General features: G+C 42.0%; 10 protein-coding genes and 8 tRNA genes. 13 read left to right on the plus strand and 5 right to left on the minus strand.

Annotated features, from left to right (window positions below):
• Nucleotides 1-129: 129 nt before the first annotated feature.
• From zipA to PTE_RS03360, 4 genes are all read left to right on the plus strand, one after another.
• Nucleotides 130-1,062: a cell division protein ZipA gene (zipA, locus tag PTE_RS03345; RefSeq protein ID WP_036843184.1), complete on the plus strand. Its 933-nt coding sequence runs from the start codon at nt 130-132 to the stop codon at nt 1,060-1,062.
• 61 nt (nt 1,063-1,123) lie between these two features.
• On the plus strand, nt 1,124-3,142 hold the full coding sequence (gene ligA, locus PTE_RS03350) for an NAD-dependent DNA ligase LigA (RefSeq protein WP_036843185.1): 2,019 nt from the start codon (nt 1,124-1,126) through the stop codon (nt 3,140-3,142).
• 239 nt (nt 3,143-3,381) lie between these two features.
• On the plus strand, nt 3,382-4,566 hold the full coding sequence (locus PTE_RS03355) for a NupC/NupG family nucleoside CNT transporter (RefSeq protein ID WP_036843186.1): 1,185 nt from the start codon (nt 3,382-3,384) through the stop codon (nt 4,564-4,566).
• 118 nt (nt 4,567-4,684) lie between these two features.
• On the plus strand, nt 4,685-4,900 hold the full coding sequence (locus tag PTE_RS03360; protein ID WP_036843187.1) for a DUF3820 family protein: 216 nt from the start codon (nt 4,685-4,687) through the stop codon (nt 4,898-4,900).
• An 88-nt stretch (nt 4,901-4,988) separates the two neighbouring features.
• Here the strand turns inward: PTE_RS03360 and PTE_RS03365 are convergent.
• The 3 genes from PTE_RS03365 to gltX form a co-directional block, all read right to left on the minus strand.
• Nucleotides 4,989-5,064 (minus strand) — tRNA-Ala (locus PTE_RS03365).
• 56 nt (nt 5,065-5,120) lie between these two features.
• Nucleotides 5,121-5,196: transfer RNA gene (locus tag PTE_RS03370), tRNA-Ala, on the minus strand.
• 250 nt (nt 5,197-5,446) lie between these two features.
• Nucleotides 5,447-6,865 (minus strand): glutamate--tRNA ligase, encoded by a 1,419-nt coding sequence (gene gltX / locus PTE_RS03375; protein WP_036843189.1) that lies wholly within the window; start codon nt 6,863-6,865, stop codon nt 5,447-5,449.
• Nucleotides 6,866-7,134: 269 nt separating this feature from the next.
• On the opposite strand from gltX, the gene PTE_RS03380 reads away from it, so the two are divergent.
• The 6 genes from PTE_RS03380 (at nt 7,135) to glk (ending at nt 8,863) form a co-directional block, all read left to right on the plus strand.
• Nucleotides 7,135-7,210, plus strand: a tRNA-Val gene (locus PTE_RS03380).
• A gap of 29 nt (nt 7,211-7,239) precedes the next feature.
• A tRNA-Val gene (locus PTE_RS03385) sits at nt 7,240-7,315 on the plus strand.
• Between the two features lie 44 nt (nt 7,316-7,359).
• Nucleotides 7,360-7,435: transfer RNA gene (locus tag PTE_RS03390), tRNA-Val, on the plus strand.
• A 41-nt stretch (nt 7,436-7,476) separates the two neighbouring features.
• Nucleotides 7,477-7,552: transfer RNA gene (locus tag PTE_RS03395), tRNA-Lys, on the plus strand.
• Between the two features lie 37 nt (nt 7,553-7,589).
• A tRNA-Lys gene (locus tag PTE_RS03400) sits at nt 7,590-7,665 on the plus strand.
• Between the two features lie 232 nt (nt 7,666-7,897).
• A complete protein-coding gene (glk, locus tag PTE_RS03405) occupies nt 7,898-8,863 on the plus strand; it encodes a glucokinase (protein WP_036843190.1) in 966 nt (321 codons plus the stop codon).
• Between the two features lie 917 nt (nt 8,864-9,780).
• Here the strand turns inward: glk and PTE_RS03410 are convergent.
• A tRNA-Arg gene (locus PTE_RS03410) sits at nt 9,781-9,855 on the minus strand.
• A 188-nt stretch (nt 9,856-10,043) separates the two neighbouring features.
• Between PTE_RS03410 and mlaA the strand changes: the two genes are divergently transcribed.
• The gene (gene mlaA, locus PTE_RS03415; RefSeq protein WP_036843192.1) at nt 10,044-10,796 is read left to right on the plus strand and encodes a phospholipid-binding lipoprotein MlaA; all 753 of its coding nucleotides are present in this window, start codon (nt 10,044-10,046) and stop codon (nt 10,794-10,796) included.
• A gap of 75 nt (nt 10,797-10,871) precedes the next feature.
• On the opposite strand, the gene fadL is transcribed toward mlaA, so the two are convergent.
• Complete coding sequence (gene fadL / locus PTE_RS03420) at nt 10,872-12,182, minus strand: long-chain fatty acid transporter FadL (RefSeq protein WP_036843193.1); 1,311 nt, start codon at nt 12,180-12,182, stop codon at nt 10,872-10,874.
• A gap of 559 nt (nt 12,183-12,741) precedes the next feature.
• Between fadL and fadI the strand changes: the two genes are divergently transcribed.
• Complete coding sequence (gene fadI, locus PTE_RS03425) at nt 12,742-14,052, plus strand: acetyl-CoA C-acyltransferase FadI (RefSeq protein ID WP_036843195.1); 1,311 nt, start codon at nt 12,742-12,744, stop codon at nt 14,050-14,052.
• Nucleotides 14,052-16,235 carry a fatty acid oxidation complex subunit alpha FadJ gene (gene fadJ, locus PTE_RS03430; RefSeq protein WP_051477116.1) on the plus strand — a complete coding sequence of 728 codons (2,184 nt, stop codon included), beginning with the start codon at nt 14,052-14,054 and terminating at the stop codon, nt 16,233-16,235. The genes fadI and fadJ overlap by 1 nt, the downstream gene beginning before the upstream one ends.
• Nucleotides 16,236-16,469 lie beyond the last annotated feature (234 nt).

Genomic DNA, 16,469 nt, shown 5'->3' on the forward strand with positions numbered 1-16,469 from the left:
AAATGCTTATCAGGCATATTTATGATAAGAAAAGTGTGTATAAGCTTGCACTTGTGTTATTTGACAAATACAGTTAATACAGAAAATGTTCCGCCGTGGTGGCATATTAATTAAACAACAGAGATAGCAATGATGCAGGATTTGCGTCTGATATTAATCATTGTTGGTGCGATAGCAATAATAGCTTTGCTGTTACATGGGTTGTGGACCAGCCGTAAAGAGCGTTCTTCGCTTTTTCGTGATCGCCCAGTTAAACGTCATAAACATGATCGTCAAGAGAGTTTCGTCGATGACAGTGATGATGAAGCGTTTGACAATCAACAAAAGCCTTACACCCATGAGCAGGTAAAACCTCATCAGGAATATAAAGCTGAGCCGGTTATTGAGCGCCGTCAGCCAAAGTTGACTGAAATGGATGTTGCTACGTCTGAAGAAAGCAATGATCCGTTGCTGACTGGGCATCAGCCTGAGACTACAACCCGAAAAGCAGTAACAGAAATAGAAGAGCAGGAGCCTCAGCTTGGCCTGTTTGAATCTGAAGGACGGGATGAGCCTGAGAAAAATAGACCTCAGACGGAAGAAAAGTCTCAGGATATGGCAAAAGAGGGGGATGGTGAGCAGGAAGTGCAGGCCAAAGCAGCAAAAGAAATCGTTTTGGTTCTTCATGTGGCAGCACATCACGGTCAGGCATTGAATGGTGAGCTCTTGCTGCAAAGTATCCTGCAATCTGGCTTCCAATTTGGAGAAATGCAGATTTTCCACCGTCATCTGAATCCATCAGGCAGCGGTCCGGTGTTATTCAGCCTTGCCAATATGGTGAAACCGGGTTCATTTAACCCTGAAACAATGGCTGATTTTACCACTCCAGGGGTTTCCATGTTTATGATGGTACCTTCTTACGGAGAAGCTAATCAGAATTTTAAGCTGATGTTGCAGGCGGCTCAGCGCATTGCTTCTGATGTTGGGGGAGTGGTGCTTGATGATGAGCGTAAGATGCTGACACCGCAAAAAATCGAATTGTATAAAGCACGCATTCGCAGCACACTTGATGTTCAGGTATAATCAACTTATCGAATGTTCAAGCCTCCGCCAGCCGGGGGCTTTTTATCGCTGGTTATAAGTCATGAAATCAACTGCTCAACAAATAGAAAATCTCAGAATAACACTGCGTCATCATGAATATCTGTATCACGTCATGGATGCACCAGAGATCTCTGATGCAGAATATGATCGGTTAATGCAGGAATTAAAGGCTCTTGAGGAACAATACCCGGAGCTGATTACATCTGATTCACCGACACAGCGGGTTGGCGCTGCTCCTCTGGCTGCTTTTGAACAAGTCCGCCATGAAATTCCAATGCTATCACTGGATAACGTATTTGATGAAGAGAGTTATTTGGCGTTTGATAAGCGAGTGCGTGACCGCCTGAAAGATAATCAGGATTTAGTGGTGTGTTGTGAGCTGAAACTGGATGGTCTGGCTGTTAGTCTGTTGTATGAAAATGGTGAACTGGTACAGGCGGCGACCCGTGGTGATGGTACAACAGGGGAAAACATTACATCAAATGTACGGACTATCTACGCAATTCCACTGCGCCTGACCGGAGATAATATTCCAACCCGTGTTGAAATTCGTGGTGAAGTTTTTATACCCCAAAAAGGATTTGAGAAGCTGAATGAGGAAGCACGCCGCACCGGCGCAAAAGTATTTGCTAATCCTCGTAATGCAGCGGCTGGCTCTCTGCGTCAGCTCGATCCTCGTATTACGGCTAAACGGCCATTGGCGTTCTTCTGTTATGGTGTTGGTGTATTGGAAGGAGGGGAATTACCGATCAGTCACTACGAGCGATTGATACAGTTTAAGCAATGGGGATTGCCGGTCAGCGATAAAATTAAAGTTTGTACTGATAGTCAACAGGTTATTGATTTTTACCACGATATTGAAAACCAGCGTTCAATATTGGGGTTTGATATTGATGGTGTTGTTATCAAAGTGAATTCGCTGGAATTACAGAAAACGTTAGGTTTTGTCGCCCGTGCGCCACGCTGGGCAACAGCATTCAAATTTCCTGCTCAGGAGCAAATGACGATTGTCCGTGATGTCGAATTTCAGGTCGGCCGTACTGGTGCTATCACACCGGTAGCACGTTTGGAGCCGGTGCAGGTCTCGGGTGTGACTGTGAGTAATGCGACATTGCACAATGCGGATGAGATTGAACGTTTAGGTTTGCGTATTGGCGATACTGTTATTATCCGCCGTGCTGGTGATGTTATTCCAAAGGTCGTGGGTGTTGTGGAGGACAGAAGGCCACAGGACAGTGATGAAGTTGTTTTTCCTGAACATTGTCCGGTATGTGGGGCGGATGTCGAGCGGATTGAAGGGGAGGCTGTAGCCCGTTGTACTGGTGGTTTGGTCTGTGGCGCTCAACGTAAAGAAGCACTGAGACACTTTGTTTCCCGGCGGGCGATGGATGTTGACGGTATGGGAGAAAAGATTATCGATCAACTGGTGGATAAAGAGTATGTCGAAACCCCGGCGGATCTTTTCAGGCTTACTGCGGGTAAATTGACCGGGCTTGATCGTATGGGGCCGAAATCTGCGCAAAATGTGGTAGATGCGTTGGAAAAAGCGAAAAAAACCACATTTGCTCGTTTCCTCTATGCGTTGGGTATCCGTGAAGTTGGGGAAGCGACCGCCGCTAATTTGGCCGCTCACTTTGGCTGCCTGGATAAATTACGTGCCGCTGATGAAGAAGCTCTGAAAGAGGTCCAGGATGTTGGTGAAGTAGTGGCAAAACACGTGGTTAACTTCTTCAATGAACCTCATAATCAAAAAGTTATCGATGACCTGATTGATAATACCGGTATCAACTGGGAACTAATTGTCGTAACAAAGGCTGAGAAGGTTGACAGCCCATTCGCAGGTAAAACAATTGTGCTTACTGGCTCATTGCATCAGTTATCCCGAGATGAAGCCAAAGATAAACTTGTTGCACTTGGGGCAAAAGTGACTGGCAGCGTTTCTAAGAAAACAGATTTGGTGATTGCTGGTGAAGCAGCCGGTTCGAAATTGGCTAAAGCTAATGAGTTAAATATTCCAGTGATTGATGAAGAAGAAATGATCCGTTTATTGGGTGAATAACTTTTTGTTTGTATTCTGTCTACTGATTATTGAGAGGTTTTCTCAATAATCGGTGATATTTGATAATGTATTTTCGCATCTGACATTATACGATTCAGCTGAAAATGTGATTAATCTCACTAAATAAAAATTTAGAGTAAGAATTATTTCAATCTAATGTAATATCTATCCTATTAATCGCCTTTTATTACATAGAATGCATTTTATAAACTAGCTTTCTGTTGTGTTTGGAGTGTGATATGTCTCAAATCCTGCATTTCCTTTTAGCTCTGATTGTTATTGGCGGCCTTGCTATTTTGGCGAGCAGTAACCGTAAAGGTATTCGTCCTCGTTATATTATTCAGTTGCTTGTTATTGAACTTGTCCTTGCGTGGTTTTTCTTGAATTCAGGTATTGGTCAGGAATTTGTCATGGGATTTGCGGGTTTGTTTGAGCATTTACTGAAATTTGCGGGTGAAGGGACGGAATTCATTTTTGGCGGCATGATGGGTGCAAAACTGGCATTCTTCTTTCTGAATGTATTGTGTCCGATTATCTTTATTTCCGCACTGATTGGTATTTTGCAGCATATCAAAGTATTGCCAATCGTCATCCGTGTGATTGGTACTCTGTTGTCTAAGGTCAACGGCATGGGGAAATTGGAATCATTCAATGCAGTAAGTTCTCTGATACTGGGTCAGTCTGAAAACTTTATCGCTTATAAAGATGTGCTGGGAAAAATGTCTGAGCGTCGAATGTACACGATGGCTGCAACTGCAATGTCAACGGTTTCCATGTCAATCGTTGGTGCTTACATGACCATTTTGGTGCCTAAATATGTTGTGGCGGCATTGGTGCTCAATATGTTCAGTACCTTTATCATCCTGTCATTGATTAATCCGTATTCTGTTGACAGCGAAGAAGATATTCAGATGAGCAATCTTCACGAAGGTCAAAGTTTCTTCGAAATGTTGGGTGAATATATTCTGGCTGGTTTTAAAGTCGCACTGATTGTTGCCGCCATGTTGATTGGTTTCATTGCCCTGATTGCCGCTATTAACGCGCTGTTTAGCATGATTTTTGATATGAGCTTCCAAGAGATGCTAGGGTATGTGTTCTATCCATTTGCTTGGATAATTGGAATTCCTGCTGATGAAGCGTTGCGGGTTGGTAGCATCATGGCAACCAAATTGGTTTCTAACGAATTTGTTGCGATGCATAGCTTGCAATCAATTGCGACAGAATTTTCTCCGCGTTCACAGGGTATTTTGTCGGTATTCCTGGTTTCTTTTGCTAATTTCTCTTCAATTGGAATTGTTGCCGGAGCAATTAAGGGCTTGAATGAAAACCAGGGTAACGTCGTTTCCCGCTTTGGCTTGAAGCTACTGTTTGGTTCAACCCTTGTCAGCTTCTTGTCTGCGGCTATTGCAGGTTTGGTGCTGTAAAAAGATAAAGTGTTATAGTGGAATATTGCATCATGGATGATGCAGATTTCTTCTTTCCTTTCGCATATATTTCCCTTACCCCGTAAACTGGAGTTATCTTTTTTAATCAATGTAAATTATGGAAAAAGAAAATCTGATAGAAATTGCTAATACTGTTATGCCATTCGGTAAATACAAGGGGCGTATGCTGATTGACTTACCAGAAGAGTATTTATTGTGGTTCGCTCGTAAAGGCGAATTTCCACAAGGTAAATTAGGCGTCCTGATGGAGATGACTTTAGCAATAAAAATAGAAGGATTGGATTCATTGGTAAAACCATTGAAGAAGAATTAGCAAGGATAGTTTTTTTATGCAAAAAGGTGGTTATTAAGATGGATAAATAAAAGGGCCTGAAAGCGTGGCTTTCAGGCCCTGATAATTTTGGTGGAGCTAAGCGGGATCGAACCGCTGACCTCTTGCATGCCATGCAAGCGCTCTCCCAGCTGAGCTATAGCCCCACGAGTGTGGTCTTTCTAATTTTAGTGCCAAATACTTTATTCTGGTAATAAGTATTTGGTGGAGCTAAGCGGGATCGAACCGCTGACCTCTTGCATGCCATGCAAGCGCTCTCCCAGCTGAGCTATAGCCCCAATCAAAATTAATGGAACGGGGCGCATAATATGAAACCCTGCAAATACTGTCAACGGCTAACTTATCATTCTCAGAGCAAGCGTTGAAAAAGTCATCACTTTTGTGGTGGGACGACAAAATAAAGGCTGAACAACGGGTTGAAATGAGATAGAACGCGTTTAAGGAAGTGACAAGGTTGTATTAATTAAATGAGATTTTTTTGAAAATAGAAGGCACCACACTGAATCGGTGATGCCTTTGTTGCATTAATTACTGCTGAGTTTCACGTTGAACAATAAATTCCAGAGCCTGATTAATACGGGCCAGAGTACGGGTTTGCCCGATAGCATGAATAGTCACATCCACACCTGGAGATTGGCCTGCTCCAGTAGCAGCCACACGCAGTGGCATACCGACTTTACCCATACCAACTTCCAGCTCATCAGCTGTAGATTGAATAGCATGATGAACATTTTCAGGTGTCCAGTCAGTAACTGCCGCCAGTTTTGTACCAACAACTTCAAGAGGTTGACGGGCAACTGGACGCAAATGTTTCTTCGCCGCATCTGCATCAAACTCAGCAAAATCTTCATAGAAGTAGCGGCAGGACTCGGCCATTTCTTTCAGGGTCTTGCAGCGTTCACCCAGCAATTTAATCAGATCAACTAATTGTGGCCCATTACGGGTATCAATGCCTTGCTGCTCAATGTGCCATGCCAAATGAACGGCAACTTTCTCTGGGGGCAGGGTATTAATATAGTGATGGTTCAGCCATTGTAGTTTTTCCGTATTGAATGCACTGGCAGATTTATTGATAGCATCCAGGCTGAAGAATTCAGTCATCTCTTCAATACTGAAAATTTCCTGATCACCGTGTGACCAACCCAGACGAACCAGATAATTCAGCAAAGCTTCCGGCAGATAGCCATCATCGCGGTATTGCATAACACTCACTGCCCCGTGACGTTTAGACAGTTTTTTACCATCATCACCCAGGATCATCGAAACGTGTGCATATTCTGGAACTGGAGCACCCAGTGCTTTCAGAATATTAATTTGACGTGGTGTATTATTGATATGGTCTTCACCGCGAATGACATGGGTGATTTCCATATCCCAGTCATCAATGACAACACAGAAGTTATAGGTTGGAGAACCATCGGTACGGCGGATAATCAGATCATCAAGTTCCTGATTACTGAATTCAATTGGGCCACGGATACTATCATTAAAAATAACAGAACCTTCTTGTGGATTGCGGAAACGGACGACATGGGGTTGATCTGGATTATGCTGACATTGATTATCACGGCAATGGCCGTTATAACGAGGCTTCTCGCCATTCGCCATCTGAGTTTCACGCAATTCTTCCAGACGTGCTTTAGAACAATAGCAATGATAAGCAGTCCCTTGTTCCAGCATTTGATCAATAGCCTGGTTATAGCGATCAAAACGTTTAGTCTGATAATAAGGACCTTCATCCCAATTCAGATTTAACCAGTTCATACCGTCCATAATGGCATCAATGGCTTCCTGAGTTGAGCGTTCAAGGTCAGTATCTTCGATACGCAATACAAATTCGCCTTTGTTATGGCGGCTATATAACCAGGAATAAAGTGCGGTACGTGCACCGCCAACATGGAGATAGCCAGTTGGACTTGGTGCAAAACGGGTTTTAATTTTACTCATTGGGGATTGCCTTAATTACGTTTCACTTTTCAATGAACGTTATTGGTGATTTAAAGTAATAAAAGTGGGGGTTATTTTATCACTGGACTTTAATTCCTCAATGCTGTTAGCGGGATGTTGTTGAGAAAAGTCAGCCTATCTGCTTAAACTGAACCCTGAGTGATGATAATTATCTCACCTTTGTTTAATTTTGAGACGAACGATATTTTTCCCTAGAAAAAGCGTTGACTCATCCTGAACTATCCCTATAATGCGACTCCATCACGACGGGGCGATTAGCTCAGTTGGTAGAGCATCTCCCTTACAAGGAGGGGGTCATCAGTTCGAATCTGGTATCGCCCACCACTCGTTGTGATAAAAATGAATTTATGATTGGGCGATTAGCTCAGTTGGTAGAGCATCTCCCTTACAAGGAGGGGGTCATCAGTTCGAATCTGGTATCGCCCACCAATCATAAATTCAGTGGTTTAAGGCAGTAATAGTCATTATGAAGTGGGCGATTAGCTCAGTTGGTAGAGCATCTCCCTTACAAGGAGGGGGTCATCAGTTCGAATCTGGTATCGCCCACCACTTCATTAGATTGTTTCAGCAGTATCACACCTTTTTGGTATGGGTCGTTAGCTCAGTCGGTAGAGCAGTTGACTTTTAATCAATTGGTCGCAGGTTCGAATCCTGCACGACCCACCATTCCAAAAGACGTAGTTAGAGTAGTTCTCCTATAGATGGGTCGTTAGCTCAGTCGGTAGAGCAGTTGACTTTTAATCAATTGGTCGCAGGTTCGAATCCTGCACGACCCACCATCTTGAAAGACATAATTCGTATAATTCCCCATAGAGAGATCATCATTAGATCAGTCGGTAGAGCAGTTAGCTTTTAATTCATTAGTTGCAGGTTCTGGCCTGGCAAATCATCTTGAATATGTGATATCCCGGTTGTGCAAGTCATATTCGTGTCCAAACTACCTATACCAATAATGTCAGATGGGATAAGCTTTACGTAATTGTTGTATTAGCTAATTATTAGGATATAAAAATGAATCTCTACGGACTCGTGGCTGATATTGGTGGTACGAATGCCAGATTAGCACTTTGTAATTTGAAAGATGGGGCTATTGACCAGATTAAAACATATAGTGCAAAACAATACGCTGGGTTGGAGTCTATTATCAGCCACTATTTGGCGGAGCAAAAAGTAATAATAACTTATGCTTGTATCGCTATTGCCTGTCCGATAAATGGTGATTGGGTGGAAATGACCAACCACCAATGGGCATTTTCTATTAGTGAGCTGAAACAGGCGCTTGGGCTAGAAAAGTTAGATGTTATTAATGACTTCACTGCCGTATCTATGGCTATCCCTATGCTGACAGAGGAACATAAAGTTCAATTGGGAGGGGGAGCAGCGGTTGAAGATAAACCCATTGTTGTTTATGGGGCTGGAACCGGCCTTGGTGTGGCTCATTTGATAAAAGCAGGCAAGCAATGGATAAGTTTACCTGGTGAAGGAGGTCATGTAGATTTTGCGGCAAATAGTGAAGAACAAGATGCAATATTAGCTGTTTTACGTCGTAAACTGGGGCATGTTTCGGTAGAAAGAATCTTGTCCGGTAGTGGATTAGTGAATCTCTATCAAGCCATTGCAATTTTGGATCATAGCCAGCCGGAAGAGTTAGAACCCGAAATAGTGACACAACGAGCATTGGATGAAAGTTGTCAATATTGCCATCGTGCCCTGATACTATTTTGTGAAATTATGGGGCGATTTGGCGGGAATTTAGCTTTAAATATGGGAGCTTTTGGTGGTGTGTATATCGCTGGTGGTATAGTGCCGCGGTTTTTTGATTTCTTTAAGCAATCGAATTTCATTTATGGATTTGAGGATAAAGGGCGTTTTAAAACATTAGTACAACAGATTCCTGTTTATTTGATTACTCATCCGCAACCTGGATTATTAGGTTCAGGGACATATTTACGGCAACAACTCTCATTGATTGATTAAGCTATAAAGACAGATATATACATATTGAAACTAGTGATTGTATATATCTGACTAAAATCTCTGAAAATATAAATATATTTGAATTACATATGCGAAGTTATATTTAAGATATTGTTTTTATTAATATTTTTTCATAAGTATTGTTTGGTGGTGGTAAATGTATTGATTTATTGCAATGCTATTAGGAATCTGGAGATGTATTTAAAATGAATAATTGTATGTGACCAACTGGAAACAATATTTCATATTGAAAAATATATTAAATTAAATTTTTGTTTATGGATGTAATATTTTTTTAATAATTAGATTTTCAATGAAGAGATATTTTTATAATAAATTAATAAAGTTTTTTATTTGTTTATTTATTGGGTTTTGTTTTGTAAATTAATAAATTATAATCATTGATTGTATGGTTTATTTTAAGCTATTAATTATAAAAATATGTTAATAACCTGAATATTAAATTGTATTTTATTTATTATAAATAGAATTTCATAATACCGATACAGTTGGTCTATTCGATTGATATCTGAAAAGGGCCACTCTGACGTCTGATGAACTGCTTTGTACTATGCATACCACAACCCTTGTTGTGTAAGGCGTTGGCAAGGTGTATCACTATTTTGAAAAGTTATTTATAAAAATATTAATTCATATATGAAAAAATTACTGATTTATTTATATACCACTGTAACATCGACTTGTACTTTAGGGATAATTAGAAATTGCATATGATTATAGATTCTGCAAATAGAGCTTCTATTAACATGAGTTGGTTACATTTTATACGAGTGTTGTTATACTGTTTTCATGGAATATTGTGTTTGGAATGTATACCAAGAACATAAGGCTGTTAGCCTATCTTATTATTTATAAAGGAAAAGTCAGGCTGTATGAAAGTTGGTGAGGTGTTGTTCTGGCGTCCCCTGCAGGGATCGAACCTGCAATTAGCCCTTAGGAGGGGCTTGTTATATCCATTTAACTAAGGGGACAATATCCGCATTATAACTGTTTTTCTTTCCTAAGATAAGGCGTTATGAACTGTTTGCCTATTTAGCAACCACTCAATTTGAGTACCATTCAAGTTGAATTGTCAGTAATATTTATTTATTGATGATCATCGGTGGGTAATACATAAATTGATTTGCCGGATCTAAGAAGTTATTACTTGGAGAAATGTATGACGTATCGTTTGGGCGGAATCGCTCTTACAGCCGCATTACTGGTGGGATGTGCCAGTTCATCTAATACTGTTGAGCAGGGGCGTTCAGATCCTCTGGAAGGTTTTAACCGTACAATGTTCAGTTTTAATTATGATGTTCTTGATCCTTATATTCTACGTCCGGTTGCGGTAGTGTGGCACGATTATGTACCCATGCCTGCTCGAAATGGTTTGGGTAATTTTCTAAGTAATCTCGAAGAGCCGGCTAGCATGGTAAACAGTTTCTTACGTGGTAACCCATATCAGGGAATGAAACATTTTAATCGTTTTTTCCTGAATACCATTTTTGGGATGGGCGGGTTGATTGATGTCGCAACTATGGCAAACCCTAAACTGGCAAAAGAAGAGTCAAAACGCTTTGGTAGTACTCTGGGCTATTATGATGTGGGGTATGGTCCTTATGCCGTATTGCCGGGCTATGGCAGTTTCACTCTACGTGATGAAGGGGGAAATTGGGCTGATGTGACTTACCCAATGCTAAGTTATCTGAATATCTGGATGTCAGCCGGTAAATGGGTATTTGAAGGTATTGAAACGCGTGCTCGTTTACTGGATTCTGATGGTTTGTTGAAGAATTCATCAGATCCATACCTGATGATGCGCGAGGCTTATTTCCAGAGCCATGATTTTATGGCAAGTGACGGTAAACTGGAAGCCACGAAAAATCCAAATGCTGAAGCATTACAGGATGAGTTGGACAGTATTGATTGATAGTTACTTCTGGTTTAGCTCTATGAATGAAAAAGGATAGCAGCGAGGCTATCCTTTTTTAGGCACTACATATTATCAGAATGCGTAGTTGAAGTTCACACCATATAACCAGGCAGAACCTTTCGCATCAAATTCATACGGCTTATTGGTGTCAGATGATGTTTCAGACAACTTCTCTTTAACAGTGACTTTCTGACCATGCATATAAGAAACGCCTACGTCAACAGACATGTCTTTGTTAAATGCGTAAGTTGCGCCAGCACTCAACCAGAAACGGTCCTGATCAGGAATAGAGATAGAACGGTTTTCAGCAGGAATCGGGCTGTCATCAAAGGCGATGCCAGTACGGAATGTCCAATTGTCATCGTGATAATAAGTTGTTCCTAAAGCAATCCGGTAGGCATCTTTAAAACCTTCATGTTTACTGAACAGGACTGAACCGTCTTTATTTCTGGTGCCTTTTAGCTCACTAAACTCACTCCAGCCTGTATATGCCAGGCTATAGTGGATAGCCCATTTAGGTGCTACGCGGTTGTAACCGGAAATCTCCCAGATATCTGGCAAATTGAGATCCAATCTACCACTAATAGTTTTACCACCGGTGGCAGGTAATTGCGCAATTTTTCCTATCCTAGGAGGTATATCGTTTTTATAGTCACCGTCTTTAAATTTGACTTTAACTTTAGAGCGGTAAGTCAGGCTGTAGCGGTTATTTTCATCCACTTCGTACATGATGCCTGCGTTCCAACCATAGCCCCAATCTTTGCCTGACAGATTAGCAACTTCATCAGTTGGTTTTATTAGGCCGTTCAGTTTATTTGACAGAATACCCGCATGGCGGACGATTTTGGCATCAGCATAAACGGCGTTCAGTCCTAAACCAAAGCTGAAGTTATCGTTCAGTCGATAAGCACCGCTCAGGTTGAAGTTCAATGTTGTCAGATCAGTTTTACCGCCGATAGGGCCTGCTGCATAGTTGTTACTAAAATCAGTAGCCAGACCAAAGTTAGTGGTGACAGAAGTACCAACAAACCATTGATCATCAATTGGCATAATAAAATGCAGATTAGGTATCCACGCGGTAGGCGCAATGTTTTTAGCGTTGGTACTTTTACCTATCATTGGCGATTTACCGGTAATATCAACATCTGGGTTGATATAGACTGCACCAATAGAAAACGATGGGCGATCAAACAGAGTCATTGCTGCTGGGTTACGGCTGCCTACAGTTGCGTTATCTGCAACAACGCCTTCCCCGGAAAAGGCCCGGCCCAAAGCCGAAGTAGAAAATTCGTTTAACTGGAAACCAGCAGCGCCAGCGTTGGATGAAATTATAGCCACTGCAACCGCTAATGCTGAACGGGTGAACAGGTTTTTCTGGTTCATGACCAAAACCCTCTTGTTTATTATTTAACTATGCCACTTATCTTAGCAAGGAGCGCAGGATTGTAGAGTCGGTTTGTCTTGATGACAAATCAGACCAATCGTGAAGTATAGGTCTGATAACAGTTGGTGTTGCAAGAATGTTTTTAAAATATGATCAAATTGATATCAAAAACGCGACTCAGTTAACAAAAAAATGATTTTTGATGTTAATAAAAACGTTTAACAATGAAATTCTGAGATCAAATTTCAGCAGGATAAGTTACTTATAAAGAGTAAGTTCTGGTTTTCCGCTATTTTGATAAATAGCGGGGTATTTTGTTGAATTCCTCCTTATTGTTATTTCTTTTTTACCGCTTGCGAACATGCTCTAAGAAGCATTGAAATTATTTAGCTATTAAATAAATTAAAGTTGCGCTTCCTCTCATTTTTAGTTTATTCAGGTTTGCTATTTATAAACATTACGCTAACAATGATCTATCAGGTCAGACCTGTCCAGGTCGGTTAAAAATTTTTTTCAGTAATTTGATTGAGTTAACGATAATCTTTCAGGAGCCCCGTTATGAGTCGTCCTTTAACAAAAGTGACACAGCAAGGTGATCGTATCGCTATTGTCAGCGGGCTACGTATCCCATTTGCTAAACAGGCAACATCGTATCACGGCATACCGGCTGTGGATTTGGGTAAATCAGTCGTCAGCGAATTGGTGGCCAGGAGTGGTTTACCCCCTGAAAAGATTGATCAACTGGTGTTTGGACAAGTGGTGCAAATGCCTGAAGCGCCGAATATTGCCCGTGAAATCGTTCTTGGTGCTGGATTGAGTGTGAATACTGATGCTTACAGTGTATCCCGTGCATGTGCGACTAGCTTTCAGGCGATTGCCAATGTGGCTGAAAGCATTATGGCCGGTACGGTGAATATCGGAATTGCGGGTGGAGCGGACTCCTCTTCTGTTTTGCCCATTGGGGTGACTAAATCCTTGGCCCGTACTCTTGTGGATATGAATAAAGCGAAAGCTTTATCACAGCGTCTTAAGTTATTTAGCCGCCTTAAATTTCGTGATTTATTGCCTGTATCTCCGGCGGTAGCGGAATATTCCACAGGTCTGCGTATGGGAGATACCGCAGAACAAATGGCGAAGACTTACCGTATCAGCCGGGAAGATCAGGATGCATTGGCACATCGATCCCATATTCTGGCAGCAAAAGCCTGGGAACAGGGATTGTTGGTTGATGAAGTCATGACGGCTCATTTCCCGCCATACCGTGAAGCATTGCTTGAAGATAATAATATTCGTACAAATTCTGTATTAACTTCCTATGCGAAGCTGCGTCCGGCATTTGACCGCAAGTACGGCACTGTCACTGCCGCAAACAGTACACCGCTGACAGATGGCGCAGCGGCAGTCATATTGATGCGTGAATTTGTGGCAAAAGAGTTGGGAATGAAACCGCTTGGTTATCTGCGTAGCTATGCATTCTCAGCAATTGATGTTTGGCAGGATATGTTACTGGGGCCGTCATACGCGACGCCAATAGCGCTCGATCGTGCAGGTATTACGCTGAAAGATCTGACTTTAATTGATATGCATGAAGCCTTTGCTGCTCAGACACTGGCAAACCTGAAAATGTTTGCCAGTGATGAATTTGCCCGTAATAAATTAGGGCGTGCTCAAGCAATTGGTGAAGTCGACATGGATAAATTTAATGTCTTGGGTGGTTCAATTGCTTATGGGCACCCATTTGCAGCAACAGGGGCTCGTATGGTGACGCAGGTATTGAATGAGTTGCGTCGTCGTGGCGGCGGATTGGGGTTAACGACTGCTTGTGCTGCTGGCGGGTTGGGCACAGCTATGGTATTGGAGGTGGAATAATGACTCAGTCTCAGCATGACGCTGCAACCATCACTGCGGATGCAAAACAGACAGCTTCTGTTTTCAGTTTTGATATAAGGCCGGACAAGATCGGTGTTATTACTATTGATGTTCCGGGAGAAAAGGTAAATACGCTGAAAGCAGAATTTGTTGATCAATTTCTGCATGTTTTCAAACAAGCTCAGCAATCTTCCGGTCTTAAAGGGTTAATTTTGATTTCCGGTAAGCCGGATACTTTTATTGCCGGTGCTGATATCTCCATGATTGCCGGGTGTAAAACCAAAGAAGAGGCACAAGATCTGGCTGAAAAGGGTCAGAAATTGTTTTCTCAAATAGCCAATTATCCTTTGCCTGTTGTAGCGGCGATTCATGGCGCTTGTTTAGGGGGCGGTCTGGAACTGGCGCTTGCATGTCATTGGCGTATTTGTTCACTGGATGATAAAACCCGTCTTGGATTACCTGAAGTTCAACTTGGGTTATTACCGGGTTCAGGTGGTACTCAGCGGTTGCCAAGATTAATTGGTGTCAGTTCAGCTCTGGATATCATTCTGACAGGCAAGCAATTACGGTCGAAACAGGCATTGCGGCTCGGTGTGGTGGATGACGCGGTGCCGTTGGATATTTTGCTGGAAGTCGCTGTTGAAAAAGTTAAAAAAGGCATTCCGGTGCGTAAATCTTTGCCATGGCAACAGCGATTGTTAGTTGGGCCGGTGGGAAGATATTTTTTGTTTAATATCGTTCGTAAAAAGACGTTGGCGAAAACGCGTGGGCACTATCCGGCTCCTGAGCGAATTATTGCTGTTGTCAAAGAAGGTCTTGAGAAAGGTATGACCCAAGGTTTACGGGCCGAGGCAACGGCATTCGGTGAATTAGCAATGACACGGGAATCTGCCGCTTTACGTAATCTGTTTTTTGCTGCAACTTCCCTGAAAAATGAAACCGGTTCATCAGAGAAACCAGCGAGAATCGAACGGGTTGGTATATTAGGTGGTGGTTTGATGGGCGGGGGAATTGCAAATGTAACAACCATCCGTGGCAAACTACCGGTGCGTATCAAAGATATTAATGAAAAGGGCATTAGTCAGGTACTAAAGTACACGTGGGATTTATTGTCTAAACGGGTGAAGCAAAAACGATTACGCCCGGCAGAGCGTGCTCAACAAATGATGCTGATTTCAGGAACGACGGATTATCGCGGTTTCGAACAGACAGATATTGTTGTTGAGGCGGTATTTGAGGATTTGTCACTGAAACAGCAAATGGTGGCGGAAATTGAAGCGAATACTAAACCAGAAACCGTATTTGCATCCAATACTTCTTCACTGCCTATCCATCAGATTGCAGAAAAAGCTCAACGACCAGAGCAGGTTATTGGTCTGCATTATTTTAGCCCAGTGGATAAAATGCCTTTGGTGGAAGTTATTCCACACAAAGGAACCAGTGAAAAAACGATTGCTACTGCGGTTGCTCTGGCAAAGAAACAGGGTAAAACCGCTATCGTGGTCGGTGATAAAGCAGGGTTTTATGTGAACCGGATCCTTGTTCCTTATATCAGTGAAGCCGCGAATTGCCTGGTAGAAGGAGAACCGATTGATCACATAGATAAGGCATTGGTTAATTTTGGTTTTCCGGTCGGGCCGATCAATTTATTAGATGAAGTTGGCATTGATGTTGGCACCAAAATTATGCCGATTCTGGTAGAGCAGCTAGGGCCGCGTTTTGCTGCACCTGAATCTCTTGATGCGGTACTGAAAGATGGCCGTAAGGGCAGGAAAAATGGCCGTGGCTTCTATTTGTATACATCAGAGGTCAGAAAATTCTGGCAGTTTGGTAAGCGAAGCAAAAAGGTTGATAGCTCAGTTTATACTTTGCTGAATATTACACCTGAGTCGCGTATGATCTCCTCAGAAATTGCTCAGCGTTGTGTGATGTTGATGCTTAATGAAGCCGTTCGTTGCCTGGATGAAGGGATTATCAGAAGCCCGCGTGATGGTGATATTGGTGCGGTATTTGGCATTGGTTTTCCACCATTTTTTGGTGGCCCATTCCGCTATATCGATAGTCTGGGTTGTGCCAGAGTGGTGGAGATTTTACGCAGGCTGGAAAGTCAGCATGGAGATAGATTTGTCCCTTGTGATCACTTAGTAAAAATGGCTGAACAGAATAAAAATTTCTATCCGTAGTAACCTATTATTATATTTATGAAAAAATTGATTCCGGTGTTTCTGAGGTGCCGGAATCATCTTTAGTCTTTTTGAAGAAAAAAGATCTCTTTTAATTTCAAGCAATACCCATTGGGCTGTTGTTCAATCATTTTATTTGTTTTTGTTTTGAGTAGAATGCCTGCTGCCATACCTGAAATGTCTTTGTGATAATAATTTTTATTGTATAACTCAGGTTAGATTACTGATATTTAT

Source organism: Photorhabdus khanii NC19 (genome assembly GCF_000517265.1).
Taxonomy (GTDB): Bacteria; Pseudomonadota; Gammaproteobacteria; order Enterobacterales; family Enterobacteriaceae; genus Photorhabdus; species Photorhabdus khanii.